A 22,906-nucleotide genomic window follows, 5' to 3' on the forward strand; every position below is an offset into this window, starting at 1 on the left:
CTACCCGGCGGTGATGCGGTCGATGACCAGCGGGAGCCGCTCCCCCGCCGCGTCCTCCACGGCGTAGCCGCCCGCCAGCGCCTCCAGCGCCCGCTCGAAGCGCGCCGTCTCGTCGGCGTGCAGGGTCAGCAGCGGCTGCCCGGCCCGCACCAGGTCGCCCGGCTTGGCGTGCAGCGTCACCCCGGCCCCCGGCGACACCGGGTCCTCCTTGCGCGCCCGCCCGGCGCCCAGCCGCCACGCGGCCAGGCCCACCGCGTACGCGTCCAGCCGGCTCAGCACCCCGGACGCGGGCGCCTCCACGGTCAGCGTCTCGGCCGCGCGCGGCAGCACGGCGTCCGGGTCGCCGCCCTGGGCGGAGATCATCCGCCGCCAGGCGTCCATGGCCGAGCCGTCCCGCAGCGCCTCGGCCGGATCCTTGGCCCCGGGCAGCCCGGCCGCCTCCAGCATCTCGCCCGCCAGCCGCACGGTCAGCTCCACCACGTCCGCGGGCCCGCCCCCGGCCAGCACCTCGACCGACTCCTCGACCTCCAGCGCGTTGCCGACGGCCCGGCCGAGCGGCCGGTCCATGGCGGTCAGCAGGGCGACCGTGCGGACGCCCGCGTCGGTGCCGAGCGCGACCATGGTCTCGGCCAGCTCGCGCGCGGTCGTGACGTCCTTCATGAACGCCCCGGAGCCCACCTTCACGTCGAGGACGAGCGACCCCGTCCCCTCGGCGATCTTCTTCGACATGATCGACGAGGCGATGAGCGGGATCGACTCCACGGTGCCGGTGACGTCGCGCAGCGCGTAGAGCTTCTTGTCGGCGGGGGCCAGCCCGGAGCCGGCCGCGCACACCACGGCGCCCGCCGTGCGCAGCACGCCCAGCATCTCGTCGTTGGACAGCGAGGCCCGCCACCCGGGGACGGACTCCAGCTTGTCCAGCGTGCCGCCGGTGTGGCCGAGGCCGCGCCCGGACAACTGCGGCACGTACGCCCCGCACGCCGCCACCAGTGGCGCCAGCGGCAGCGTGATCTTGTCGCCGACGCCGCCGGTGGAGTGCTTGTCGGCGGTCGGCCGGTCCAGCGCCGACCAGTCCATGCGCTCGCCGGAGCGGATCATGGCCTGCGTCCAGTCCGCGATCTCGCGCCGGTTCATGCCGTTGAGCAGGATCGCCATGGCGAGCGCGGACATCTGCTCGTCGGCCACCTCGCCGCGCGTGTAGGCCGCGATCACCCAGTCGATCTGGGCCGTGGTCAGCTCGCCGCCGTCGCGCTTGGCGCGGATGACCTCGATGGCGTCCATCAGGCGCTCCGGCTGAGGTCCTGCGGGCCGAACGCGTACGGCAGGATCTCGGCCATCGGCTTGGGGCCGTCCACGGTCTCGACGAGCAGGTCGTCGCCGCCGAACTCGTACAGGAGCTGCCGGCAGCGCCCGCACGGCATCAGCAGCTCGCCGTGGCCGTCCACGCAGGTGAAGGCCACCAGCCGGCCGCCGCCGGTGCGCTGCAGCTCCGAGACCAGCCCGCACTCGGCGCACAGGCCGACGCCGTAGGAGGCGTTCTCGACGTTGCAGCCGGTGACGACGCGCCCGTCGTCCACCAGCGCCGCCGCCCCCACCGGGAACTTCGAGTACGGCGCGTACGCGTACCGCATGGCCTCGGCCGCCTGCTCGCGCAGGGCGTCCCATTCGATGTGCTCGGTCAATGTTGTTCCCCCCGCCGGTAGCGCACGCCGTCGGCCTTGGGCATCCGCAGCCGCTGCGACGCCACCAGGAGCACGAGCAGCGTGAGCACGTGTGGTGTGATGAAGACGAACTCGTTCGGCAGCTGCTCGACGGTCCGCCACAACCAGAGCAGCACGACCGTGCCGAGGGCGGCGAGCGCCAGCACGGTGTACTGCCGCGCGCCCCTGCCCGCCGGGTCGGCGGCCATGAGCTGACGGGCCCGCATCACCAGGTAGCCGAGCAGCAGCACCGCGCCGAACAGGAAGAACGAGGTGACGGCCTGCTGGTCGCGCAGCTGCAGGCCGTCGGCGTAGCCGAACAGCGCCGCGCCGGCCGCGAGGCCGCCCGGCCGCCAGTTGCCGAAGATCATCGCCGCCAGGCCGATGAAGCCGCGCCCGGCCGTCTGGCCCTCGACGTACTTGGTGGAGACGAAGACCAGGAACACGCCGCCGAGCCCGGCGAACGCGCCGGAGACGACGACGGCCAGGTACTTGATGAGGTAGACGTTGACGCCCAGCGACTCGGCCGCCCACGGGTTCTCGCCCGCCGAGCGCAGCCGCAGGCCGAAGGAGGTGTGCCAGAGCACGAAGTACGTCAGCGGCAGCAGCAGGACCGCCAGCACCACCAGGATGTTGATCTGGTGCGTCACCCCGCGCAGGATGCCCGCGAGGTCCGACAGCAGGAACCAGTGCGTGCTCTCCAGCTTGCCCAGCAGGTCGGGCCCGTCGGACAGCACCGGCAGGCTGGGCGTCCAGGTCGACCCGCTGATCGCGGGCGAGGTGGTGATGCCAGCGCCGGCCGCCGCGGCCGGGGTGCCCTCCTTGTAGAGCACCTCGGACAGGAAGCGGGTGACGCCGGGGCCGAGCAGGTTGATGGCGACGCCGCTGATGATGTGGTCCACGCCGAACGTGACGGTCGCGACCGCGTGGATGAGCCCGCCGATCGCCCCGGCCAGCAGGCCCGCGACGAGCGCGGCCACCGGCCCCCACTGGTAGCCCGCCCAGCCGGCGAACCAGGTGCCGAGCACCATCATGCCTTCGAGGCCGATGTTGACCACGCCGGCCCGCTCGGCCCACAGGCCGCCGAGCCCGGCCAGGCCGATCGGCACGGCCAGCAGCAGGGCCGCGTAGAAGGTGCCGGACGAGGTGATGTCGTTGTGGCCGGTGATGATCCGCACCAGCGACATCACCACCAGGAGCGCCGCGACGCCGATGAGCGTCAGGTGGTACTTGCTGACCCTGGTCATGCGGTCACCTCAACGGGAGTGTCCCTGCCGAGCTGCTGCGCCGCCCGGCGTTCCTCGATCCGGAGCGCCAGCCGGTTCGTCACCTCGTTCGCCACCACGACCAGCAGCACGATCACCGCCTGGATGATCGTGACCACGGACGACGGCACCCCCGCGAACTGCAGCGAGCCCTGCGCCCGGTCGAGGAAGGCGAACAGCAGCGCCGCGACCGCGATGCCGGCCGGCTTGTTGCGGCCGAGCAGCGCCACGGCGATGCCGAGGAAGCCGAGGCCGGCGGTGAAGTTGGAGTTGAAGGCGCCCTTGTCGCCGAGGATCTCGGGCAGGCCGATGAGCCCGGCGATGCCGCCGGACAGCACCATCGCCGCGATGACCATCTTCTTCGGGTTGACGCCGGAGGCGAGCGCGGCCGGGCCGTTGAGCCCGCTGGCCTTGATGTCGAAGCCGAAGCGGGTGCGCTCCAGCACGATCCACACGACCACGCCGAGCACGATCGCGACCAGCAGGAAGCCCTGGAGGCCGCCGCCCCGGGTGGGCGCGAGCTGCCCGAACCAGTCGAAGACGAAGTTGAGGTTGGGGAACATGGCCGACTCGGGCAGCTCGGGCGTGGTGGTGGTGAGCTGCCCGGCCGCGCGCTGACCCGCGAACGGCCCGCGCACCAGGTACGACGTCAGGTTGATCGCGATGTAGTTCAGCATGATCGTGGCGATGACCTCGTTCACGCCCCTGGTCACCTTCATGACCGCGGGGATGAGCGCGTAGAGGCCGCCGGTGGCCGCCGCCACGATGATGATCACCGCGATCTGGATCGGCGCGGGCGCGGTGAACGTGGAGCCCACGTAGGCGGCGACGATCGCGGCGAGCCGGTACTGGCCCTCCACGCCGATGTTGAACAGGTTCATCCGGAAGCCGACGGCCACGGCCAGGCCCGCGATGAACAGCGGGACGGCCCGGTTGATGAAGGTCGCGATGCCGTTGGACTGCGCCCGCGCGGTCTCGCCGAAGTCGAAGAAGGCGGCGAAGGCGTCCAGCGGGCTCGCGCCCGCGGCGATGATCGCCACGCTGGAGATCGCGATGGCCAGCACGATCGCGATGACGGCGCCGGCCACGGTGAGCAGCGCCCGGTTGAGCCCCGCGGGCATCACGTCTCCTCAGTGCCGGCGATGGCGCCGGTCATGTAGCCGCCCAGCCGCTCGGGCGTGATGTCGGACGGGTCGAGCGCGGCCACGAGGCGCCCGCGGTAGATGACCCGGATCGTGTCGGACAGGCCGATCAGCTCGTCGAGGTCGGCCGAGATGAGCAGCACGGCGAGGCCGGCGGCGCGGGCGTTGCGGAGGTGGTCCCAGATGGCGGCCTGGGCGCCGACGTCGACGCCGCGCGTGGGGTGCGCGGCGATGAGGAACTTCGGCTCGCTGCTCATCTCGCGGCCGACGATGAGCTTCTGCTGGTTGCCGCCGGACAGCGCGAGGGCCAGGGTCTCGACGCTCGGGGTGCGCACGTCGTACTCCTTGACGATGCGCTCGGTGTCGGCCTTGGAGGCGCGCCGGTCCACCCAGATGCCCTTCCTGGCGGGCTTCCTGGTCTGGTGGCCGAGGACGCGGTTCTCCCACAGCGACGCCTCCAGGAGCAGGCCCTGGCGGTGGCGGTCCTCGGGGATGTAGCCGATGCCGGCCTCGCGGCGCTTCAGCGTGGGCCAGGCGCTCACGTCCTGCCCGGCGAGCCGGATCAGGCCCTGGGCCGGGCGGATGCCCATGATGGCCTCGATCAGCTCGGACTGGCCGTTGCCCTCGACGCCCGCGATGCCGAGGATCTCGCCCTCGTGGATGTCGAACGACACGTCGTCCAGCAGCCGCCGCTTGCCGTCGGTCTCGACGGTGAGGTGCGCGGCCTGGAAGGCCACCCGGTCGGTGACGGTGGACTCGCGCGTCTCGGGCGTGGGCAGCTCGCTGCCGACCATCAGCTCGGCGAGCTGGCGGGCGCTCGCGACCTCGGCGCGCGGCATGCTCGCGACCGTGGTGCCGCGCCGGATCACCGTGATGGCGTCGGCGATGTCGAGCACCTCGTCGAGCTTGTGGGAGATGAAGATGACGGTCAGGCCCTCGGCCTTGAGCTCGCGCAGGTTCTGGAAGAGCTCCTCGACCTCCTGCGGGACGAGCACGGCCGTCGGCTCGTCGAGGATCAGGATGCGGGCGCCCCGGTAGAGCACCTTGAGGATCTCCACGCGCTGGCGGTCGCCGACGCCGAGGTCCTCCACGAGCCTGCCGGGATCGACGCGCAGGCCGTGCGAGGCGGCCAGTTGCTCGATGCGCACCCGCGCCGCGTTGGTGTCGAGCACGCCGGCCTTGGTCGGCTCGGCGCCGAGGACGATGTTCTCCAGCACGGTGAGGTTGTCGGCCAGCATGAAGTGCTGGTGGACCATGCCGATGCCGACGGCGATGGCGTCGCTCGGCGTGCGGAAGCTGACCTCCGTGCCGTTCACCTTGATCGTGCCCTCGTCCGGCTTCTGCATGCCGTAGAGGATCTTCATCAGGGTGGATTTGCCCGCGCCGTTCTCTCCCACGATGGCGTGCACCGTCCCGGGTCTGACGGTGATGCGGATGTCATGGTTCGCGACGACACCGGGGAAACGCTTGGTGATGCCCTCCAGCTCTACGGCGGGTTTCGCCGTGGCCAGGGTGTCAGCACTCATTTCGCCTCTCCTAGGAGCAGGGCGGGATAGACAGAAGGCCCGAAGCGGACTCCGGGCCCTCGGTCGTCGGTCCTGCCCAGGTTACGGCTTGGCCGGAACCGTGATCTTGCCGTCGACGATGTCCTTCTTGGCAGCGTCGAGCTTGTCCTTGATGTCGTCGATCTCGCCACCGGTGGTGGCCAGGCCGACGCCGTCGACCTTGAGGTCGTAGACCGTGTCGCTGCCGCCCTTGGCGCCGCCCTGGAAGGCCTTGATGAACTCGAACACGCCGACGTCCACGCGCTTGAGCATCGAGGTCATGATGACCTTCTGCAGGTCGCTCTCCTTGACCGTCTGGCGCTGGTCGGAGTCGACGCCGATCGCCTTCTTGCCGGCCGCGGCCGCCGCCTGGAACACGCCGAGACCGGAGTCACCGGAGGCGTGGTAGACGATGTCCGCGCCGTCCTGGTACATCTTCTCGGCCGCGAGCTTGCCCTTGTCGGGGGCCTTGAAGCCGGAGAAGTCACCGTCGGGGGTGAGGTACTTGACGTCGATCTTGGCGTCCGCCTTGACCGACTTCACGCCGGCCTGGAAGCCCGCCTGGAACTTCTTGATCAGGTCGTTCTCGACGCCGCCGACGAAGCCGACGTGGCCGCTCTTCGACTTGAGCGCGGCGGCGACGCCCGCCAGGTAGGAGCCCTGCTCCTCGGCGAACAGCAGGCCCGTCACGTTGGGGGCGTTGCTGGCGGAGTCGACGACCGCGAACTGGATGTCGGGGTACTCCTCGGCGGCCTTCTTGATGTCCTCGCCGTAGGCGAAGCCGACGCCGATGATCGGGTTGTAGCCCGCGTCGGCGAGCTGGCGCAGCAGGTCGCCGCGGTTGGAGCCGTCGGCGGCCGGGCTCAGCTCCTTGATGTCCGCGCCGAGCTCGGTCTTGGCCTTCTCCAGACCCGCGTACGCGGCGTCGTTGAAGGACTTGTCACCGCGCCCGCCGACGTCGAACGCCAGGCCCACCTTGAGCCCGCCCTGCGGCGCCGCGCTGCTGGCGCCGGCGCTGCTCGGCGCCTCGCTGGCCGTGGTGCCCCCGCTGTTGCCGCCACCACACGCGGCAGCCGCCATGAGCATGACGCCGGCCACGGAGCCGAACGTCACTTTGCTGAATCGCTTGCCGAGCAAGGCGACTCCCTTCCATTTCCCCGCCGTCGGGTTCATCGCAGGCGCGAAGAAACGTACGGCACCTGCACGGAAGATAGTTGCTTGACCAGGGCAGACCAAACCGGCACACAGGGTCGCAACCGCTCCGTTATCGACATCAGGCGCGTCCGTGACCTAGGTTCCGCGCCATCCGACACGCTATCCGCGAGAACAGGTTTTGCCCAACTTTGGCACTCCCTGCCCCCTTGTCCGACGGCCGATCTTGACAGAGATTCCGAACATGCACCCTAGGAGACTTTTAGCCGTGCCGCTGGCCGCGCTCCTCGTCGCGGCCGTGACCGGCCCCGCGCCGGCCGCGGCGGACACCCCTGCCGTCAAGGTCGAGAACAACGCCACCCAGCCGGTCTTCTCCCGGGCCGACGCCGTCAAGCAGACCGTCCACGTCGAGGTCGCGGGCACCGACAGCGACTCCGACGGCCGCCCGGACCGGGTCGCGGTGGACATCCTGCGGCCCAAGGAGACCGAGGCCGGGCTCAAGGTCCCGGTGATCATGGAGGCCAGCCCGTACTACGCGGGCGGCAACGACGTCGCCAACTACCCCGTGGACGTGGACGAGAACGGCAACCCGCTGCCCACGCTGAGGGCCCAGGCGAACAAGCTGGCCGCCGAGCCGTTCGACGGCTACTACGACAACTACTTCGTGCCCCGCGGCTACGCCGTCGCGCTGGTGGAGAACCTGGGCAGCGGCCGCGCCACCGGCTGCCCTACCTCCGGCGACCGCAACGAGACCGCCGGCCCGAAGGCCGTCATCGACTGGCTGAACGGCCGGGCCAAGGGCTACGACGCCGACGGCAACCCGGTCGAGGCCACCTGGTCCACCGGCAACGTCGGCATGATCGGCGTCTCCTACAACGGCACCCTGCCCAACGCCGTCGCCGCCACCGGCGTCGAGGGCCTGCGCACGATCGTGCCGATCGCCGCGATCTCGTCCTGGTACGACTACTACCGCGCCAACGGCGGCGTCCTCGCCCCCGGCGGCTTCCAGGGCGAGGACCTGGACGTGCTCGCCAAGTACGTCCTGACCAGGGAGAACGGCCAGGAGGTGTGCGGCCCCCTGATCGACTCCATCACCGCCGCCCAGGACCGCGTCACCGGCGACTACAGCGCCTTCTGGGCCGCCCGCAACTACCTGAACGACGTGGACAAGGTCAAGGCCAGCGTCTTCGTCGTGCACGGCCTGAACGACTGGAACGTCAAGACCAAGCAGTTCGCCCAGTGGTGGTACGCCCTGGCCGAGCGGAACGTGCCGCGCAAGATCTGGCTGCACCAGGGCACCCACATGAACCCGTTCTCGCTGCGCACCGCCGAGTGGCTGCGCCAGCTCCACGGCTGGTTCGACCACTGGCTGTACGGCATCGACTCGGGCATCACGCGCGAGCCGCAGGCCGACGTGGAGATCGGGCCCGGCCAGTGGGAGCGGCACGCCTCGTGGCCGCTGCCCGGCGCCGCGACCGTGCCGCTGCACCTGGGCTCCGGCGGGCGGCTGGGGCTGCTGCCGCGCCCGCTGTCGGGGCGCGAGACGTTCACCGACCAGAAGACCAGGACCGCCGAGCAGCTCGTCGAGGCGAGCGGCGCGGACCCGAACCGGCTCGCCTACACCACCGGGGAGCTGCCGGCCGACGTGCGGATCTCCGGCACGCCCCGGGTGTCGGTGCGCGCCTCCTTCGCCGGCGGCTCCTCGCCGTACCTGACGGCGCTGCTGGTCGACCACGGCAGCGACACCCGGGCCAACGGCACGCTGGTGCCGACCGGCGAGACCTATTGCTACGGCCAGGGCGTGCCGGGCGACACCGGGTGCACCGCGCTGCGCACGCTCGGCACCGCGGTGACCCCGTACAAGATCGTCACGCGGGGCTGGCTGGACGTGCGCAACCGGCACCGCGCCGACCGGACCGAGCCGCTGCGGGCGGGCAAGGAGTACGACTTCACCTGGGACTTCCAGCCGACGGACTACCTGGTCAAGAAGGGCCACCGGCTGAGCCTGGTGATCATCTCCACCGACCGCGACTACACCCTGCGCTACCCGCCGGGCACGCGGATCACGGTCGCGCCCGGCAGGTCGGCGCTGCGGCTGCCGGTGGTCACGCCAGCGCGCTGGTGACCGACGGGTCGAGCGGCCCGACCTCCCACAGGGCGGTGAACGCGGTGGCGGCCATGACCCGCACGCCCATCGCGATCGCCTTCTCGTCCACGTCGAAGGTGCCCTGGTGGATGTCGTAGGTGACGCCGTCGGGGGACCGGGTGCCGAGGCGGGCGAACGCGCCCGGCACCGACTCCAGGTACCAGGCGAAGTCCTCGCCGCCGAGCGACTGCTGGGTGGGCACCACGGCGCCCGCGCCCAGCACGCGCTCGGCGGCCTCGCCCAGCATCTCGACGCTGACCTCGTCGTTGACGACCGGCGGCACGCCACGGGTGTAGTCCATGGTGGCCTCGATGCCGTAGGCGCTCGCGACCGACTCCAGCAGCGACTTGATCAGGTCGGGGGCCGCGTGCCAGGCGTTCTCGTCCAGGCAGCGCACGGTGCCCTCGGCGATGCCGTCGTCGGGGATCGCGTTGGCGGCCGAGCCGGCCTCGACGCGGCCCCAGACGAGGCTGAGCGAGGAGCGCGGGTCGACCCGGCGCGACAGCGCGGCGGGCAGCTCGGTGAGGATCTTGGCCAGCGCGAAGACCAGGTCGGCGGTCAGGTGCGGGCGGGCCGTGTGGCCGCCGGGGCCGGAGACGCGGACGGTCAGCCGGTCGCAGGCCGAGGTGATCGGGCCGGTGCGCAGGCCGAGCTGGCCGACGTCCACCCGGGGGTCGCAGTGCAGGCCGAAGATGCGGTCGACGCCGCTGATGCCGCCGTGCGCCATGACCTCCAGGGCGCCGCCGGGCAGCTCCTCGGCGGGCTGGAAGATCAGCCGGACCCGGCCGGGCAGCAGCCCCGCCGCGGCCTGCTGGGCGAGGAAGAGCGAGGTGCCGAGCAGCACCGTGGTGTGCACGTCGTGACCGCACGCGTGGCAGGCGCCCGCCACCGTGGAGCGGTAGGGGACGTCCTTCTCGTCCTGCAGCGGCAGCGCGTCGATGTCGGCGCGCAGGGCCACCGTGGGGCCGTCGCCGCTGCCCACGTCGCAGATCAGGCCCGTGCCCCTGGGGAGCACCTGCGGGCTCAGCCCGGCGGCGCTGAGCCGCTCGGCGATCCGCTGCGTCGTGCGGTATTCGGCGAAGGCGAGCTCCGGGTGCATGTGGAGGTCGCGGCGGAACGCCACGAGATCCTGCTCGGTCTCCGCCAGGAACGCGTCGAGTTCCCCCCGCAGCTCACGTCCCCGCATATGTCACCGTCCCGTCCCAATGCCGCGCGCCACATCACTATGAACCAGCGCGGCTAGTGCGCTGTCGTACTCGTCCACTTCGCGCCGTGGGCCGCCGTGGTCGAGCGGCCGACTCGGCGAATCAAAAAACACACCCGCTGGTTCGGGTGCGTGAGATCGTCGGCATGGGCATGCGTACGTCGGTCGCGAGTGCCGCTGCAGCCCGGGAGCACAGCGGTCGGCCGTGAGCCCGATGGCGATGCTTCGACTCTATCGCCCGCGTACGGCTTCGCGCCGACAGATACACCAAAAGTTAGCCGACGGCACGCCCGTAACCCCTGCTCGTCACCATACGTGAACGACCGGCTGGTCCGGAAATAGTCACAAGGGATCATTAGATAGTGACCCGTCGCCGCCCCTCCCAAACGTGGTCGCCGATTCCGAATCCTGTCACCTTCTGTCATGGTCATGACACTTCGGGGCTGGCTGCATTTGGGGTGAATCGGTGTTTCACTCGCTATATGATCACTAATATCCCGTTCGGGGAGAAGAGTGCTGGGTTGAGCATCTTCGAGCCGAGGGAGGGGACCCTGGTGGTCGTGCCCTCGCTCTCCCTGCCCCAGGACGAGCTCCGCCGCATCAAGGCGGCCAGGTCCTACGAGGAGCGCCTGCTCTTCCTGCTGCTGACGCTCCGCGAACCCGGGGTAAAGGTGATCTACCTCTCCTCCGCGCCGATCGATCCCGACATCATCGACTACTACTTCGCGTTCCTGCCCGATCCGGATGACGCCGCCAAGCGCCTCACGCTGATCACGCTCGACGACCCCTGGTCCCAGCCGCTGACCAGGACCCTGCTCCGCCGTCCCGACGTGCTGGAGCAGTTACGGGCGGAGATCGACGGCGACGCCTGGCTGGTGCCGTTCGTGCTCAGCGAGCTGGAGGAGGAGCTCGCATCGTCACTCCACGTGCCCATCTACGGTCCGGCCACCTCGTACGCCTATTACGGCTCCAAGAGCGGCGCCCGCGAGATCGGCCGCGAGGCCGGCGTGCCCATGGCGCGCGGCTTCGGGGACGTGCGCACGGCGCTGGAGATCGAGGAGGCCATCGAGGCCCTGCCCGGCGAGCGGGTGATCGTCAAGCTCAACGACGCCTACTCGGGGCTGGGCAACGCCATCGTCACCAAGGCCGACCGCTCGCTGATCAGCTTCTCGGCGGGCGACGAGACCTGGGAGGCGTTCTCGTCGAAGATCAGGGATCGCGGCGCGGTGGTGGAGGAGTTCATCGAGCACCGGCCGCTGTACTACCCGAGCGCCCTGGCGTGCGTCAGCCCGGGCGGCCACGCCCGGGTGCTGGCCACGCACGACCAGGTGCTCGGCGGCGACAGCGGCCAGGTCTACCAGGGCTGCACGTTCCCCGCCGCCCCCGAGTACCGCGCCGAGGTGGGCGCCTCGGCCGAGCGCATCGCCCGCGTCCTCGCCGACCGCGGCGTGGTGGGGCTGTTCGGGATGGACTTCTTCGCGCTGAAGGCCGACGCCGGGTACGCGGCGCTGCTGTGCGAGATCAACCTGCGCATCGGCGGCACCACGCACCCGTACGGGGCCGTCACGCTGACCACCGGGGCGGTCTACGACCCCGCGGACGGGCTGCTCGTGGCCGACGGCCGGCCGAAGTACTACACAGCGACCGACAACTGCGCCGCCCCCTGCCTGCGCGGCCGCACGCCCGGCGAGGTCATGCGCACGGCCGACCGGCTCGGCCTCGGCTTCGACCACGAGCGCCGCACCGGCAACGTCTTCCACCTGCTCGGCGCCATCCCCGAGCACGGCAAGCTGGGCTTCACCACGATCGGCGACTCCCGGGAGGAGGCGGACGAGCTGCACGCCCTCACCGGGCGCCTCCTGAGCGGCCTGTGAACCCCCGGACGCCGATCCAGGCGAGGACGAGCGCGAGGACGAGGTTCACCGCGATGAGGATCCCGTGCACCACGTAGAAGCTCGTCGGATGCCCGTCGGCCAGGTTGAGGCCGAGATTGATCCATTCGAAGATCATGAATGCGCCGAGGGCGATGAGGAATCCGGCGATCTTTCGTGACATGACCATCTCTCTAGTATCGAAGGTGGATCTTCGGGGGATGTGTCGCCACATGGGCATTCATCCAGGGCTACGCTGAGACCCGCCATGTGGACAAAAACCGTGCTTTTTGCGGCACTCATCGCCTCGGCCTCGCTGACCGGCGGGACCGCTCACGCCGCCCCGGCGACACCCGTCGGCGGCGAGGCACTGGGCAGCCGTGGCCTGGTGGCACCCCAGGGCGTCAGGAAGCCGCCCAAGACCAAGGCTACGTCGTACGTCGTCGCGGACGTGGAGACGGGCCAGGTGCTCGCCGCCAAGGACGCCCACGGGCACTACCTGCCGGCCAGCACGCTGAAGACGCTGACGGCGCTCACGCTCATCCCGAAGCTCGACAAGAACCGCCGGATCCGCCCCAGCCAGAACGCCTGCAACCAGGAGGGCACCGCGGTCGGGCTCACGCCGAAGGCCACGTACTCGGTGGACGACCTGTTCAAGGGCCTGATGATGTCCTCCGGCAACGACGCGGCCATGGCCCTCGCCGAGGTCAACGGCGGCCTGGCCAAGACCATGAGCGAGATGAACGCCGAGGCGCGGCGGCTGCAGGCGTACGACACCGTCGCCAAGACGCCGAGCGGCCTGGACAAGCCGGGGCAGAGCAGCTCCGCCTACGACCTGGCGCTCATCGCCCGCGCCGGCCTGGCCAACCGCGACTTCGCCCGCTACATCAGCACCAGGACGGCGAACTTCCCCGCCCCCAAGGGCAAGACGTACCAGATCAGCAACCACAACAAGCTGCTCTGGCGCTACCAGGGCATGATCGGCGTCAAGAACGGCTGGACCTCCAAAGCCCTCGGCAGCTTCGTCGGCGCGGCCACCCGCGGCGGCCACACGATCGTGGTGAGCATCATGCGCCACGAGGGCTACTTCTGGGAGGAGGTCGGCAAGCTCATGGACTGGGGCTTCTCCGTACGGGGCAAGGCCGCCCCGGTCGGGCAGCTCGTCGACCCGCTGCCCGAGGGGCAGCCGGCCGCGCCCCAGCAGCAGGCCAGTGGCGGCCCGGTCACCCAGGTCACCCCGGCCCGGCAGCCGCCGCTGCTGGACGCGGCCGCGCGCAAGCAGACCGACCACACCAAGACCGTCGGGTCGGTGGTGATCGGCGGCGGGCTGCTGGTCGGGGTCGTGTGGCTGGTGTACGGCATCCGGCGCCGCCGCCGCGGGGGCTCAGGCGCCTGAGCCCTCCTCCAGCGGAGCGGGCACCGGCGTGGGCGCGGGCGGCGGGCAGTAGCCGGCCGTGGCCGTCCACGCCGCGACGTGCAGGACGAGCCGGGCCGAGAAGTTGATCCAGATCAGCAGCCCGACGATGACGGCGAACGTGCCGTAGACGGGGTTGTGCAGCGTCGTCGCGAGCAGCAGCGTGGCGAGCTGCTTGAGCACGCCGAACCCGATCGCGCCGATCAGCGCGCCCTTGGCGATCACCTTGAACGGCTGAACCGGCCGGGCGACCCAGCCGAGCAGGATGAGGAACAGCACCCAGTCCGCGGCCACCCCGGCCACCACGCCCGCCAGCCGCAGCCCGAAGGTGGCCAGCGGGGACCCGCCGCCGAACAGCAGGTGCAGCACCCGGTCGGTGGCGCTGGTGGCGAACCCGCCGACCAGCACCGAGGTGATCATGGCGATCCCGATCATGATGATCGAGGACAGGTCGCGCAGCTTGCCGACGAAGAAGTTGAGCGGCGGCTCGGTGGTCATGTACATCTCGCGCAGCGCCCCGCGCAGCGCGTCCAGCGCGCCGAGCCCGGCGTAGAGCAGGCCGAGCAGGCCGATGATGCCGGCGGTCGTCTTGGCCTCGCCGATGGCCTTGAGGTTGAGCTGCTCGGCGATGCCCGGCAGCCGCTCGGTGATGGCCGTCTGCAGCGCCTCCCTGGTGGCCTCGCTGGTCGCCACCACGTAGCCGAGCAGCGCGTACGCCAGCGCGACCAGCGGGAAGAACGACAGGAACGCGAAGTAGGTGACCGCGCCCGCCAGCCGGTCGCCGCTCTGGAGCTGGTAGCGCTGCACGCCGCGGATCAGGTGGTCGAGCGACAGCCGCCGGACCCGCCAGTACTCGACCCTGCGGCGCCCCCACGCGCGGACCGCCTCCACGCGCTGCCAAAGACCCGCCATACACGCCCTCCCGGCCTCACCCCGCGACCGCGGCGGCGGACTCCCGGAGAGAGGCGAGCACCGTCGTCAGGTCGTGCTGGAGCAACTGCCCATCTCGCTTCACGACACGCCCCCCGACCAGCACCGTTTCCACGTCGGCCGGGCTCGCGTGCAGCACGACCGCGCCGATCGGGTCGTGCGCGGCGGCCATGCCGGGCCTGTCGGTGCGCAGCAGCACGATATCGGCCTGCCCGCCGGGCCGCAGCGAGCCGACGGACCCGGCCAGGCCCAGCACCTCGGCGCCCTCGGCGGTGGCCATGCGGAGCGCGTCGTGGGTGGTGAAGCCGAGCCCGGCGCCGTCGGGGCGGCCGCGTTCGAGGAGGTGGACCGTGCGCATGAGGGAGAACAGGTCGCCGGGGGCGCACACCACCGTGTCGGCGCCGAGCCCGGCCGGCAGCCCGGCGGCCCTGGCCCGGCCGGCGGGCGGGCAGCCGAGCCCGAGGTTCATCTCGTCGACGGGTGCGAAGGAGACGCTGCCGCCGCTGCCGGCGATGCGCTTGAACTCCTCGTCGGTGTAGTGCAGCGCGTGCACGAACGTGGTGCGGACCGACAGCAGGCCGTGGGACTCCAGGAACGCGAGCCCCCGCGCGGCGCTCTCCCTGCCGTGGCCGCCCAGGTGGGCGGTGACCGGCAGGCCCAGCTCGGCGGCGAGCCGCCACTCGGCGAGCGCGCGCTCCTCGCCGGCGATCTCCGGGCCGAGCGCGGCCAGGGCCATGGTGAGCAGGCCGTCCTCGGTGTCGAACAGCTCCTCGCGCACCCGCCGGGTCTCGCGGGCCAGCTCGGCGGGGTCGCCGCCGTGGCAGTAGCCGAACACGGCCCTGATGCCGGAGTCGCGGAGCGCGCGCACGGCGGCGTCGGTGTGGGCGGGGGTGAGCTGGATGTGCGACCAGTCCAGCAGCGTGGTGACGCCGGCGTCCAGGCACTCCAGGGCGCCGGCCAGGTTGCCGGCGTAGACGTCCTCGGGGCGGAAGCGGGGGGCGGCCTCGCCGAGGACGCGGGCGAGGTAGCCGTCGAAGGAGACGTCGGGGGCGAGCGCCCGGATGGGGGCCTGCCAGGTGTGGCGGTGGGTGTCGACGAAGCCGGGGAGCACGAGCCGGCCGGTCGCGTCGATGACCTCCGCCCCCGGGGCGGCGGTCAGGCCGGGGCCGACCTCGGCGATGACGCCGTTCTCGACGCGGACGTCCGCCGGGCCGAGGACGACCGGCGCGGGCGCGGTGTCGATGACGACGCCGTTCTTGATCAGCAGGGAGTTGAGCATGGCGAAAGCTTAACCAGAAGCTTTTCAGAAAGCAATCGATGGATGAGTATCCTCGATGGGATGAAGCCTGACGAGATCGACGCGCTGGTCCCCCGCTGGGAGGAGGCGGGCATGTCGCCGTCCCTCGTCGCCACGCTGGAGCTGAGCAAGCGCGCCGCCCGGCTCAACCTGCTCTTCGAGCAGGCGGTCAAGGCCGAGCTGGCCGAGCTGGGGCTGACCTACGCCGAGTTCGACGTGCTGGTGGCGCTCAGCCGGGCCCCCGCGTCGCGGATGAAGCCGAGCGAGCTGGCCAAGAACCTCCTGCTGACCTCCGGCGGCACCAGCAACGTGCTCCAGCGGCTGACGGCGGCCGGCCACGTCGAGCGCGAGGCCGACACGGGCGACGCGCGCAGCCGGTGGGTGCGCCTCACCGAGGAGGGGCGGCGCACCGCCGCCGCGGCCCTGGAGGTGTCGGGCCGCGTCCACGAGGAGGTGACGGCCGGCATCCCGGAGGAGACGCTGCGGCGGGCGGCCGACGCGCTCCGCGAGGTGCTGGCGCCGCTCGGCCGCCGCCGCTTCCGCTGAGCACCCGCGTCACAGGCCGTGGCGGCGGGCCCAGGCGTCGATCGCGGCGGCGATCTCACCCGGCTTGTCCTCCGTGGCGTGGTGCCCGGCCGGGCCGCAGTGCACGGTCTCCAGCGCCGCGACGTTCTCCGCGCACCAGGCCGCCACCGCCGGGGTGATCAGCAGCGTCGGCGAGGTGTCGAAGGTGAGCAGCAGCTTGGGCACCTCGGCGGCGGACGCCAGCCACTTGCGGCTGAAGGCGACCCGCTCGACCACGTCGGCCGGGTCCCCGTCGAGCGGCGACGAGCGCGCCCACTCCAGCAGCGGCCGGCGGCTCTCCCGCGTCGGGTACGGCTCCAGGTAGGGCCGCAGGTCGTCCTCGCCGAGCGGCGTGAGCACGCCGCCGGTGTAGGCCGAGCGGACGAGGAAGTCGCCGTCCAGCACCAGCGACTCGCCCTCCGGGCCCCGGATGGCGGCGGCCCGCCGGCGTGGGGCCTCGCCCAGCTCGTCCCAGCTCAGCTCGCGGACGATGGTCTCGAAGAAGGCCACGCCGCGCACCCGCCCGGGATGGCGGGCCGCGTGGTCGAAGGCGAGCGCGCCGCCCCAGTCGTGGCCGACGAGCACCACGTCCTCCAGCCCGAGGGCGTCGAACCAGGCGTCGAGGTAGCGGGCGTGGTCGCCGAAGCGGTAGGGCAGGTCGGGCTTGCCGGAGCGGCCCATGCCGATCAGGTCGGGGGCGAGCAGGCGGCGGCCGGGGGCGGCCACCCCGGGCAGCACGTTGCGCCACTGGCGGGAGGAGGAGGGGTTGCCGTGCAGGAAGACGAAGGGGACGCCCTCCCCGGAGTCCTCGTAGTACAGGGAGGAGCCGAGCACGTCGATCATCATGACGGAATCCGTTCGTTGAACTAACGTTTGTGACACTAACGAAGCTACATCGTTAGTGCGACTAACGCAACCCCGGTAAGCTCGGGCCATGACCGACGACGGCCGCATGCCGGGACAGCGCACCCGACCCACTGGTCAACGAGCGCCTGGCCCGCCTCGACGCCCGCAAGTGGCACCACGCCGCGCTCGTCGCGCCGCGCGAGTCCGGTCCCGCGAGCCAGGCCGAGCTGAGCACCACTCACGTTCCTGACCTGCGCGGAAACCGGTACAGGGGAGGTTCTGGAGTCCTAGCCTGTGGTCTGTTGCGACAGAGCCAGGAGGCGCCACGCCCATGACCGAGATCAGCACCGGTCAGATGGTCCGACTCCAGCGCGAGCGTAGGGGCATGAGCACCACCGCGCTGGCCACCCAGTCCGGCTGCACCACCCGCCACATCGAGCTCATCGAGCACGGCAAGCGCACCCCCTCGCTGCCCCTGCTCCGCGAGATCGCCAAGGTGCTGGGCGTGCGCACCGCCGTGCTGCTGGGCGAGACCCCGCGCGACTCCCACGAGCCGAGCAGGCCGCAGATCAGCGACATCGAGCGGGCCCTGTTCACCTGCCGCTCGCTCGCCCCCGACCTCGAACCGCCGGACGCCGACCAGCTCTCCGAACGGGTCGCGGCCGCCCGCAACACCTGGTTCACCTCGGCCCGGCGCTACTCCATCCTCATGGCGGCGCTGCCGTCCCTGGTCACCGACGCCGAGAGCCTGGCCGCCGAGCGCACGCCGCGGGCCTGCAGCGTCGCCACCGACGCGTACATGCTGGCCAGGGGCGTGCTCAAGCACCTGCGCCGGGTGGACCTCGCGCACCTCGCGGCCGACCGCGCCATGCGCTTCGCCGAGGAGTCGGAGGACCCGCTGACGATCGCGTGGGCGTACTGGAGCCTCGGGCAGTCAATGTTGTCCGACGACATGCACCAGATCGCCCACGACGTGGCCCGGCGCGGCATCGAGCTGCTCGAGCCGCACGTCGCCGACGGCGACCAGCGCCACCTCAAGGCGCTCGGCGCGCTGCACCTGCTGGCCGCCGTCGGCGAGGCCCGCTCGGGCGACGACGACCGGGCCAGGGAGCGCCTGCTCGGCACCGCCACCCGGCTGGCCGAGCGGGTGCGCGACGACTCCGACGTCTACGACCTGGCCTTCTTCGGCCCCACGAACGTGGCCATCCACCTGGCCAGCATCGAGAACGACGCCGGCCGTCCCGAGGACGTGCTGCGCATCGCCGACGACATCGACCTCCGCACCACCCCGTCCATCGAGCGGCGCACCACCCACCTCGGGCACGTCGCCCGCGCCTGCGAGGACCTCGGCGACGACGCCGCCAGCCTGCTCCACCTGCTGCGCATCGAGCGCGAGTGCCCCGAGGAGCTCGACCACAAGCTGCTGCTCCGCGAGATGGTCCGGTCGCTGGCCCGGCGGGCCCGGCCGTCGTGGGCCCCCGAGGTCCGCCAGCTCGCCGAGCGGCACGGCATCCTGGGCTGACAGTGCGCCACCCGGAGCGAACTCTGTGTTCGGTGCGGGCGAACTGAGAGTTCTTCCGCTCGAGTTCGTCACGCATCGGCGTCCGGATGACACGCTGCGTTCATGACCACAGCGCCGACTGCCGATCTCGTCATGGAACGACTGCTCAACGAGGCCGCGAGAGAGTTCCCCGGCTGGGCCTTCGAACGAGATCAGGCCGGCTGGACAGCCGTCAACGGCGACCTACGCCTCACCAGGCACAGCCTGGCCGCCCTCCGCGCCCTGCTGCGCGTCCACCGGGCGGCCGGCAGGAGGTGAGCGGCCCGTCCACCGACGCCGACGCCCAGCTCCCCTGGCGTCAGCTCGCCGTCCTCCGCAGCACCTACCCCGCCTGGGAGATCGACTACCTGGCCGACCCGCCCGTGCCCGACCCGTGGACGGCCACGCTGCGCCGGCCGGTCGCCGAGCGGTCGTCGGCGCGCGGGGTGCGCCGGCGTCTCGACGCCCCCGACGCGGTCACGCTCGCCTCGGCCCTGGCCCACCAGGCCACGTTGCTGCACAACCAGCGCCTGGAGCTGTGGCCCGGCTGAAGCCCCTCCGTCCTGGTCGCCATCCTCCGTCCTCCTCCAGCCGGATGGCGGCCAGGCACTCACCCCCGAACACCCGCCGCCGGGAGGGCAGGCCCCGGCGGCGGGCCCACCCCGCCCCTCAGAACTTCGGCAGGAAGCCGATCCGGTCGCGGACCTGCTCCATCGTCTGCCTGGCGACCGCGCCCGCGCGCTCCGCGCCCACCGCGAGCATGCGGTCGAGCTCGGCCTCGTTGGACAGCAGCTTCTCGGTGCGCTCGCGGATCGGCGTGAACGTCTCGGCCACCGCCTCGGCCACGTCCTTCTTGAACGTGCCGTAGCCCTGCCCGGCGTAGCGGGCGACCAGCTCGGGGATCGGCGTGCCGGTCAGGGCCGACTGGATGCGCAGCAGGTTGGAGATGCCGGGCTTGTTGTCCTCGTCGAAGAGCACCTCGGTGCCGGTGTCGGTGACCGCCCGCATGACCTTCTTGCGCAGCGGCCCCGGCTGCTCCAGCACGTCGAGGATGCCGGCCGGGCTGGAGGACGACTTCGACATCTTCGACGTCGGGTCCTGGAGGTCGGTGATCTTCTCGACCTCCTTCAGGATGTACGGCTCGGGCAGCCTGAAGGTGTCGCCGAAGCGGTGGTTGAAGCGCTGGCCGAGGTCGCGGGTCAGCTCCAGGTGCTGCTTCTGGTCGGCCCCCACCGGCACCTTGTCGGCCTGGTAGATGAGGATGTCGGCGGCCTGCAGGATCGGGTAGGTGAACAGCCCGACGCTGGCCGCGTTCTCGCCGAACTTGGCCGACTTGTCCTTGAACTGCGTCATCCTGGCCGCCTCGCCCATGCCGGTGAGGCAGATCAGGATCCAGGCGAGCTCGGTGTGCTCGCGCACGTGCGACTGCACGAAGACGGTGGAGCGCTCGGGGTCGAGCCCCGCGGCGAACAGCTGCGCGGCGGCCACGCGGCTGCGGCGGCGCAGCGCGGCCGGCTCGGTCGGCACGGTGATCGCGTGGAGGTCGACCACGCAGTAGAAGGCGTCGTGGGTCTCCTGCATGGTGACCCACTGCCGGACCGCACCCAGGTAGTTGCCCAGGTGGAAGGAGTCCGCGGTGGGCTGGATGCCGGAGAGAACACGAGGTCTGGCCATAGCAGGCAATTGTGTCAGGAATCCTGCTCCTGCGGCGACTCGGCGACCGGTCGGCGTTTCACCCTCACCCTGGCGATACGCCGCCCGTCCAGCTCGATGACCTCCAGCTCGAAGCCGGGCAGCTCCACCCGCTCCCCGATGGCGGCCACGTGACCCAGGCAGGCCATGACGAAGCCGCCGAGCGTCTCGTACGGGCCGTCGGGCAGCTTGATGCCGGTCTCGGTGGCGAAGTCGTTGAGGTTGGTCAGGCCGTCGATCTCGATCTCGCCGGCGGGCAGGACGACGACGTCGTCCTCGATGTCGTACTCGTCCCTGATGTCGCCGATCAGCTCCTCGACCAGGTCCTCCATGGTGACGATGCCGGCGGTGCCGCCGTACTCGTCGACGACGATGGCGAGGTGCTGGCCCTCGTCGCGCATCTCGTTGAGCGTGGTGAGCAGGCGCTTGGAGGCGGGCACGAACTTGGCCGGCCGGATCGGCACGACCGCGCTGATCGGCTCGGTGCGGCCGGACAGCTCGGGGTCGAGCAGGTCGCGCACGTGCACGAAGCCGATGATCTCGTCGTACGAGGTGCGGTAGACGGGGAAGCGGGAGTGCGGCAGGCGGGCGGCGAGGGCGGCGGCCTCGGCCAGCGGCGTGTCGGCCTCCATGAACTCGACCTCGGTGCGCGGCAGCATCACCTCCCTGAGCTGCCGCTTGCCGGCGGCGAAGACCTCGGCGATGACCTTGCGCTCGTCGGCGGTCAGGTCGGTGTGGCCGACCACCATGTCGCGCAGCTCCTCGGTGGTGACCTCCTCGCGGTCGGCCTGCGGGTTGCCGCCGAGCAGCCGGACCACGCCGTCGGTGGACTTCGACAGCGCCCAGATGACGGGCCGCGACAGCCGGGCGATCCAGTCGAGGAAGGGCGCCACGAAGAGCGAGAGCCCTTCGGTGCGCTGCAGGGCCAGGCGTTTCGGGGCCAGCTCGCCGAGCACCAGCGAGAAGTACGAGATGGCCAGTGTGACCAGGACGAGCCCGAGGACGGGCGCGATGGCCCGCGGCACGCCCCAGCCTTCGAGCACGGGCGTGAGCTGCGCGCCGAGCCGGTCGGCGCCGAACGCGGCCGACAACATGGTGGCCACGGTCACGCCGATCTGCACGGCGGACAGGAACCGGTTGGGATCGCGGGCGAGCTTGGCCACGCGCTCGCCGCGCCGGCCGCGCTCGGCGAGCTTGCGGATCTGACTCTCGCGCAGGGAGACCATCGCCAGCTCGGCGGCGGCGAAGAACCCCCCGATCAGAATGAACAGCAGGACCAGGGCGATGTTGGCCGCGACGGTGTCAAACATGGTGGTTGGCAGCGTATACGGCAGCTTTCCCGCGTATGCTGAACGGCAAGCCTTACAAAATCAAACATATTTGAACAGGAGTCCACATGAGATTGCTGGTCACCGGTGGAGCGGGGTATGTCGGCAGCGTTGTCGCGGCCCAACTCGTCGAGGCGGGACACGAGGTGACCGTACTCGACGACCTGTCGACCGGGCATCAGGACGCGGTGCCGGAGGGCGCCCGCTTCGTGCGCGCGGACATCGCCGAGGCCGGCGACGCGCTCGACGGCATGGACGCGGTGCTGCACTTCGCGGCCAAGTCGCTGGTCGGCGAGTCGGTGGAGAAGCCGGACCTCTACTGGGCGAACAACCTCGGCGGCACGCTGGCGCTGCTGGAGGCCATGCGGGACAAGGGCGTCGGCCGGATCGTGTTCTCCTCGACGGCGGCGACGTACGGGGAGCCGGAGCGCTCACCCATCGAGGAGAGCGACCCGACGCGCCCGACCAACCCCTACGGCGCCACCAAGCTCGCCGTCGACACCGCGCTGACCGCCTTCGCGCGCCTGCGCGGCCTCGGCGCGGTCAGCCTGCGCTACTTCAACGTGGCCGGCGCCTACGGCCGCTTCCGCGAGCGCCACACGGTCGAGACCCACCTCATCCCGAACGTGCTCAAGGTCGCCACCGGCGAGCGCGACGCGGTGAACGTCTTCGGCACCGACTACCCGACTCCCGACGGCACCTGCGTCCGCGACTACGTGCACGTCACCGACCTGTCGCGGGCCCACCTGCTGGCGCTGGAGGCGATCACGCCCGGCGAGCACAAGATCTACAACCTAGGCAGCGGGTCCGGCTTCAGCGTGCGGGAGGTGATCTCGGTCTGCCGCGAGGTCACGGGGCACGAGATCCCGGCGGTCGTCGCGGAGCGGCGGGCGGGCGACCCGGCCGTGCTGGTGGCCTCGTCCGCGAAGATCCAGCGCGAGCTGGGCTGGAAGGCCGACCGGCCGGCGCTGCGCGACATCGTCTCCGACGCCTGGGCGGCGCTTTCCACCGAATGACCCACATGGGTACGGGATCTGTGCTGTAGTACCCAAACGTGAAGAGCTTTTCACCAAGGGTCACGAAGCTGATCTTTGGCGCTCTCATCGTGGGAGCCAGCCTGCTCGCCGCCGCCGGGGTGGTGTTCGCCACCCCGAAGGCGACGCCGGGCGGCCCGCGGGCGACCTGTCCCGCGCAGAGCGGCGGCGCGATCCCGCGCTAGGGACGCTCCCGGCGCGGGAACGCCCCCCGCCGCGAACGGCGAGGGGCGTGAC

21 protein-coding genes are annotated in these 22,906 nt (G+C 71.4%); 8 read left to right on the forward strand and 13 right to left on the reverse strand.

The window, feature by feature from the left end:
- From MF672_RS47330 to MF672_RS47355, 6 genes are all read right to left on the reverse strand, one after another.
- Positions 1 to 1,281: a thymidine phosphorylase gene (locus MF672_RS47330; RefSeq protein WP_242373811.1), complete on the reverse strand. Its 1,281-nt coding sequence runs from the start codon at positions 1,279 to 1,281 to the stop codon at positions 1 to 3.
- Positions 1,281 to 1,682, reverse strand: a complete 402-nt coding sequence (locus tag MF672_RS47335) for a cytidine deaminase (protein ID WP_302893417.1) — start codon at positions 1,680 to 1,682, stop codon at positions 1,281 to 1,283. The genes MF672_RS47330 and MF672_RS47335 overlap by 1 nt, the downstream gene beginning before the upstream one ends.
- A complete protein-coding gene (locus tag MF672_RS47340; protein ID WP_242373812.1) occupies positions 1,679 to 2,947 on the reverse strand; it encodes an ABC transporter permease in 1,269 nt (422 codons plus the stop codon). Before MF672_RS47340 ends, MF672_RS47335 begins: the two co-directional genes overlap by 4 nt.
- Positions 2,944 to 4,086 (reverse strand): ABC transporter permease, encoded by a 1,143-nt coding sequence (locus MF672_RS47345; RefSeq protein ID WP_242373813.1) that lies wholly within the window; start codon positions 4,084 to 4,086, stop codon positions 2,944 to 2,946. Before MF672_RS47345 ends, MF672_RS47340 begins: the two co-directional genes overlap by 4 nt.
- Positions 4,086 to 5,633: an ABC transporter ATP-binding protein gene (locus MF672_RS47350; protein WP_242373814.1), complete on the reverse strand. Its 1,548-nt coding sequence runs from the start codon at positions 5,631 to 5,633 to the stop codon at positions 4,086 to 4,088. Before MF672_RS47350 ends, MF672_RS47345 begins: the two co-directional genes overlap by 1 nt.
- An 81-nt stretch (positions 5,634 to 5,714) precedes the next feature.
- Positions 5,715 to 6,788: a BMP family lipoprotein gene (locus tag MF672_RS47355; protein ID WP_242373815.1), complete on the reverse strand. Its 1,074-nt coding sequence runs from the start codon at positions 6,786 to 6,788 to the stop codon at positions 5,715 to 5,717.
- A gap of 283 nt (positions 6,789 to 7,071) precedes the next feature.
- Between MF672_RS47355 and MF672_RS47360 the strand changes: the two genes are divergently transcribed.
- Positions 7,072 to 8,928 (forward strand): Xaa-Pro dipeptidyl-peptidase, encoded by a 1,857-nt coding sequence (locus MF672_RS47360; protein ID WP_242373816.1) that lies wholly within the window; start codon positions 7,072 to 7,074, stop codon positions 8,926 to 8,928.
- Here the strand turns inward: MF672_RS47360 and MF672_RS47365 are convergent.
- Complete coding sequence (locus tag MF672_RS47365; protein WP_242373817.1) at positions 8,909 to 10,135, reverse strand: M20 family metallopeptidase; 1,227 nt, start codon at positions 10,133 to 10,135, stop codon at positions 8,909 to 8,911. The genes MF672_RS47360 and MF672_RS47365 overlap by 20 nt on opposite strands.
- A 539-nt stretch (positions 10,136 to 10,674) precedes the next feature.
- On the opposite strand from MF672_RS47365, the gene MF672_RS47370 reads away from it, so the two are divergent.
- Positions 10,675 to 12,027 carry a peptide ligase PGM1-related protein gene (locus tag MF672_RS47370; protein WP_242373818.1) on the forward strand — a complete coding sequence of 451 codons (1,353 nt, stop codon included), beginning with the start codon at positions 10,675 to 10,677 and terminating at the stop codon, positions 12,025 to 12,027.
- Here the strand turns inward: MF672_RS47370 and MF672_RS47375 are convergent.
- Entirely contained in the window at positions 11,999 to 12,208 is a 210-nt protein-coding gene (locus tag MF672_RS47375; RefSeq protein ID WP_242373819.1) for an SCO4848 family membrane protein, read from the reverse strand. The two genes, MF672_RS47370 and MF672_RS47375, sit on opposite strands and share 29 nt — an antisense overlap.
- 99 nt (positions 12,209 to 12,307) lie before the next feature.
- Between MF672_RS47375 and MF672_RS47380 the strand changes: the two genes are divergently transcribed.
- Positions 12,308 to 13,420 (forward strand): D-alanyl-D-alanine carboxypeptidase family protein, encoded by a 1,113-nt coding sequence (locus MF672_RS47380; protein WP_242373820.1) that lies wholly within the window; start codon positions 12,308 to 12,310, stop codon positions 13,418 to 13,420.
- On the opposite strand, the gene MF672_RS47385 is transcribed toward MF672_RS47380, so the two are convergent.
- On the reverse strand, positions 13,409 to 14,350 hold the full coding sequence (locus MF672_RS47385) for a YihY/virulence factor BrkB family protein (RefSeq protein ID WP_242373821.1): 942 nt from the start codon (positions 14,348 to 14,350) through the stop codon (positions 13,409 to 13,411). The two genes, MF672_RS47380 and MF672_RS47385, sit on opposite strands and share 12 nt — an antisense overlap.
- A 16-nt stretch (positions 14,351 to 14,366) precedes the next feature.
- Complete coding sequence (locus tag MF672_RS47390) at positions 14,367 to 15,647, reverse strand: amidohydrolase family protein (protein WP_242373822.1); 1,281 nt, start codon at positions 15,645 to 15,647, stop codon at positions 14,367 to 14,369.
- A 60-nt stretch (positions 15,648 to 15,707) separates the two neighbouring features.
- Between MF672_RS47390 and MF672_RS51700 the strand changes: the two genes are divergently transcribed.
- Entirely contained in the window at positions 15,708 to 16,211 is a 504-nt protein-coding gene (locus MF672_RS51700) for a MarR family winged helix-turn-helix transcriptional regulator (RefSeq protein WP_302893418.1), read from the forward strand.
- A 9-nt stretch (positions 16,212 to 16,220) separates the two neighbouring features.
- Here the strand turns inward: MF672_RS51700 and MF672_RS47400 are convergent, their stop codons facing one another.
- Positions 16,221 to 17,075, reverse strand: coding sequence for a haloalkane dehalogenase (locus MF672_RS47400; protein WP_242373823.1), 855 nt, complete (start codon positions 17,073 to 17,075; stop codon positions 16,221 to 16,223).
- Between the two features lie 355 nt (positions 17,076 to 17,430).
- Here MF672_RS47400 and MF672_RS47405 point away from each other — a divergent pair, with 355 nt between their 5' ends.
- The 3 genes from MF672_RS47405 (at position 17,431) to MF672_RS47415 (ending at position 19,166) form a co-directional block, all read left to right on the forward strand.
- The gene (locus tag MF672_RS47405; RefSeq protein ID WP_302893438.1) at positions 17,431 to 18,597 is read left to right on the forward strand and encodes a helix-turn-helix domain-containing protein; all 1,167 of its coding nucleotides are present in this window, start codon (positions 17,431 to 17,433) and stop codon (positions 18,595 to 18,597) included.
- Between the two features lie 102 nt (positions 18,598 to 18,699).
- Complete coding sequence (locus tag MF672_RS47410; protein WP_242373825.1) at positions 18,700 to 18,894, forward strand: hypothetical protein; 195 nt, start codon at positions 18,700 to 18,702, stop codon at positions 18,892 to 18,894.
- Positions 18,891 to 19,166, forward strand: a complete 276-nt coding sequence (locus MF672_RS47415) for a hypothetical protein (RefSeq protein WP_242373826.1) — start codon at positions 18,891 to 18,893, stop codon at positions 19,164 to 19,166. The genes MF672_RS47410 and MF672_RS47415 overlap by 4 nt, the downstream gene beginning before the upstream one ends.
- 118 nt (positions 19,167 to 19,284) lie before the next feature.
- Here the strand turns inward: MF672_RS47415 and trpS are convergent, their stop codons facing one another.
- Together trpS and MF672_RS47425 are read right to left on the reverse strand one after the other, a co-directional pair.
- Positions 19,285 to 20,289, reverse strand: coding sequence for a tryptophan--tRNA ligase (trpS, locus tag MF672_RS47420; protein WP_242373827.1), 1,005 nt, complete (start codon positions 20,287 to 20,289; stop codon positions 19,285 to 19,287).
- Positions 20,290 to 20,303: 14 nt separating this feature from the next.
- Positions 20,304 to 21,617: a hemolysin family protein gene (locus tag MF672_RS47425; RefSeq protein ID WP_242373828.1), complete on the reverse strand. Its 1,314-nt coding sequence runs from the start codon at positions 21,615 to 21,617 to the stop codon at positions 20,304 to 20,306.
- Between the two features lie 86 nt (positions 21,618 to 21,703).
- Between MF672_RS47425 and galE the strand changes: the two genes are divergently transcribed.
- Entirely contained in the window at positions 21,704 to 22,651 is a 948-nt protein-coding gene (gene galE, locus MF672_RS47430) for a UDP-glucose 4-epimerase GalE (protein WP_242373829.1), read from the forward strand.
- Positions 22,652 to 22,906 lie beyond the last annotated feature (255 nt).

Origin of the sequence: Actinomadura luzonensis (assembly GCF_022664455.2) — a bacterium.
Taxonomy (GTDB): Bacteria; Actinomycetota; Actinomycetes; order Streptosporangiales; family Streptosporangiaceae; genus Nonomuraea; species Nonomuraea luzonensis.